Origin of the sequence: Streptomyces phytophilus (assembly GCF_013870535.1) — a bacterium.
Lineage (GTDB): Bacteria > Actinomycetota > Actinomycetes > Streptomycetales > Streptomycetaceae > Streptomyces > Streptomyces phytophilus.
Genome location: NZ_JACBXC010000736.1, coordinates 1 through 3,041 on the forward strand (window position 1 = coordinate 1; position 3,041 = coordinate 3,041).

3 protein-coding genes are annotated in these 3,041 nt (G+C 72.9%); 1 reads left to right on the forward strand and 2 read right to left on the reverse strand.

Features of this window, described 5'->3' with window-relative positions:
- Positions 1-878 (reverse strand): serine/threonine-protein kinase (locus H5J30_RS24405; protein WP_181789514.1); only part of this gene is annotated, 878 nt, incomplete at its 3' end.
- A gap of 226 nt (positions 879-1,104) precedes the next feature.
- Positions 1,105-1,977 (reverse strand): VOC family protein, encoded by an 873-nt coding sequence (locus H5J30_RS24410; protein ID WP_181789515.1) that lies wholly within the window; start codon positions 1,975-1,977, stop codon positions 1,105-1,107.
- Between the two features lie 243 nt (positions 1,978-2,220).
- Between H5J30_RS24410 and H5J30_RS24415 the strand changes: the two genes are divergently transcribed.
- A complete protein-coding gene (locus H5J30_RS24415) occupies positions 2,221-2,874 on the forward strand; it encodes a TetR family transcriptional regulator (RefSeq protein WP_181789516.1) in 654 nt (217 codons plus the stop codon).
- Positions 2,875-3,041: the final 167 nt, after the last annotated feature.

Sequence of the window (3,041 nt, forward strand, 5' to 3'; positions counted from 1 at the left end):
TCGATCATCCGGATCGCGGTACGCGGCAGCCACGCCGACGCCGTACCGGAGTCGTCGCCCGCCGCGCCGAACAGGTGCGGCGCCAGATCGGACTGCAGCGCCTCCGGCGTGGGCCGGTGGTCGGCGGTCATCTGCATGCACGCCTCGATGAGCGGCCGCAGCTCGCCCGGCAGCCCCTCCAGGTCGGGCCCCTCGCGCAGCAGCATGAACACGGTCTCGACGGGGTTCGCGCCGTGGAACGGGGCATGGCCCGTAGCCGCGAAGACGAGGGTGGAGCCGAGCGAGAAGACGTCGCTCGCGCCCGTCACGCTGCGCGAGTCGCGCGCCTGCTCCGGCGACATGTACGCGGGCGTGCCGACGGCGACGTTGGTCATCGTCAGCCGGGTGTTGGAGACGCCGGAGGCGATACCGAAGTCGATCACGCGCGGCCCGTCCTCCAGGACCAGCACGTTGGACGGCTTGAGGTCGCGGTGGACGAGCCCGGCGCCGTGGATGGACTGGAGCGCCTCCGCGACGCCCGCGGCCACCCAGCGCACGGCCTGCGGCGGCAGCGGGCCGCAGTCGTTGACCATCTCCTCCAGCGACGGCGCGGGCATGTACGCGGTGGCGAGCCACGGCACGGCGGCGCGCGGGTCGGCGTCGACGACGGGGGCGGTGTAGAAGCCGCTGACGGCCCGGGCGGCCTCGACCTCGCGGGTGAAGCGCACCCGGAAGAGCTGGTCCTCGGCCAGCTCGGTGCGGACAGTCTTGATCGCCACGCGGCGGCCGGAGGCCGACCGCGCGAGATAGACGAGACCCATCCCGCCGGCGCCCAGCCTGCCGAGCACCTCGAAAGGACCGATCCGCCTCGGGTCGTGCTGCGCAAGCTGCTCGACCACGTAACCATCCACCTCCCCGTGGGGGGCTCCCGGAACCGGGCCCCCCTGCAGCCTCTCACCGCAGGCGTACGGCCGTCAGTCCCGAAAGTACGCCTGCCGATTCTCCACTCCGGAACGCACCCGGGCTAACCCGGGGGGCGGCTCCGGACACCGCCGCCCCTGGAACCGCCGGGTCCGGCCGAACCCCGCGGGCCGTGCCGCCCGCGGGGCGCGGGAGCCCACCGGGTCAGGTCCCGTCGGGGCTGGTGGCGGGGGCGGAGGGGGGCTCCGCGGCCTGCTCGCCGCCGTCCCCGCCGTTGTCCCCGTCGCCGTCCCCGCCCGACTCGCCGTCCATCACCGCGAACGCCGCCCCCTGGTTGTCCACCACCACCGCGAACGTCGCCCCCGGGATCTCCTGCCGGTCCACCAGCACCCGCCCGCCCGCGCGCCGTACGGTCCGCAGGGCGTCGCCCACGTCGCCCACCCGGAAGTAGACGAGGAAGTGCGGCGGCATCTCCGCCGGCAGCACGTCGCCGACGAGCGCCCGGCCCGCCACCTGGCGGCCCGAGTCCGGCAGCGCCCACGCCATGAAGTCGCCCGCGTCGAACGGGGGAGCCGTCAGCTCGTACCCGAAGACGGCCGGATAGAAGGCGTCGGCCGCCTCGGCGCTGCGCACGTAGACCTCGGCCCAGCAGAAGGAGCCCGGCACGTCGGTCGCGCCGAACCCCGGCCGCGCCCCGGCCTGCCAGACGGAGAACACCGCGCCGTCCGGATCCGCGACCACCGCCGAGCGGCCGGCCTCCGAGGGCGCCTCCGGCTCGGTGAGCACGGTGCCGCCGGCCTCCCGTACCGTCGCCACGGTGCGGGCGAGGTCAGGGGTGGCCAGGTGGACGCCCCAGGCGGTGGGCATCCGGCCGTCCTTCTTGGCGACGAGCGCGGCGACCGGTCTGCCGTCGAGGAGCGCCCTGGAGTGCCGGGGGAAGCCCGGGCTGGAGTCCGTCCCCGCGCCGCCCTCCGTGAACGTCCAGCCGAACAGCTCGCCGTAGAAGCGCTCTCCGGCGCGGAGGTCGGGCAGGCTGGCGTCGGCCCAGCAGGGTGAGCCCTCGGCGAATGCGTCCATGGCCGTCGTAGTCCTTCCATGGGACCGTGGTGGGGATTGGCTTGATGGGGGACTGGCGGGACGTGGATCGTGCGATGGGTCGCATCGCCAACGTATCCGGGGCGGACATCGGCTCTTGCGAAAATACCCCGAACGTCGGGTCAATTCTGTTCGAGAGTGGCAATTCGCGCACTTCCGACCGTGTGACCTCCCCGTTTGCCCTCGTCAGATCGCGGTTCGATCACGCGTCGGTAAGCTGACGGCATGACAGGTCAAGTTCGGACGGTCGACGGCCGTGTCGCCGGCCGGCGCGGCCAGGCGACCCGCACCAAGTTGCTCGCATGCCTCGGCGAGATGCTCGACTCCTCGCCGTACCGGGACGTGAAGGTGATCGACGTCGCCCGCAGGGCGGGCACCTCACCGGCGACCTTCTACCAGTACTTCCCCGATGTCGAGGGCGCAGTCCTGGAGCTCGCGGAGCAGATGGCCAAGGAGGGCGCCGCCCTGACGGGGCTGGTCGCCGGCCGCTCGTGGGCCGGCAAGTCAGGGGCCCGGGCCGCGGAGGAACTCGTCGACGGATTCCTCGGGTTCTGGCGGCGGAACGAGGCGATCCTGCGGGTCGTCGACCTCGGGGCCGCGGAGGGCGACAAGCGGTTCTACAAGCTCCGGATGAAGATCCTCAACTCCGTCACCAAGTCCCTCACCGAATCGATCAGGGAGCTTCAGGCGAAGGGCAAGGTCGACGAGTCCGTGCAGCCGGCGGCCGTGGCCGGGTCGCTGGTGGTGATGCTCGCGGGAGTGGCGGCGCACCAGAAGGCGTTCCAGACGTGGGGCGTGAAGCAGGCGGACCTGAAGCCGTCGCTGGCGCTGCTGGTGCACCTCGGGGTGACCGGGCGGAAGCCGCCGAAGCAGGTGTGAGCGCGCAGCGTAGCCGCTGCTGAATCGTTAGTGCCCCGAGCCGGGCAAGCCGCCGGACCGCGGCCGCCGCCGCACTACGCTCACCGCCATGGCTTCTGACCGTGTCCATGCAGAACGCGCACAGCCGCCCGGCCGGGACGACCGTCCGGTGCTCGTCCGCCATGGCT

Excerpts from the sequence above, each read along its gene's own strand:
- H5J30_RS24410 (WP_181789515.1), bottom strand. The coding sequence starts at position 1,977 with ATGGACGCATTCGCCGAGGGCTCACCCTGCTGGGCCGACGCCAGCCTG.
- H5J30_RS24415 (WP_181789516.1), top strand. The coding sequence starts at position 2,221 with ATGACAGGTCAAGTTCGGACGGTCGACGGCCGTGTCGCCGGCCGGCGC.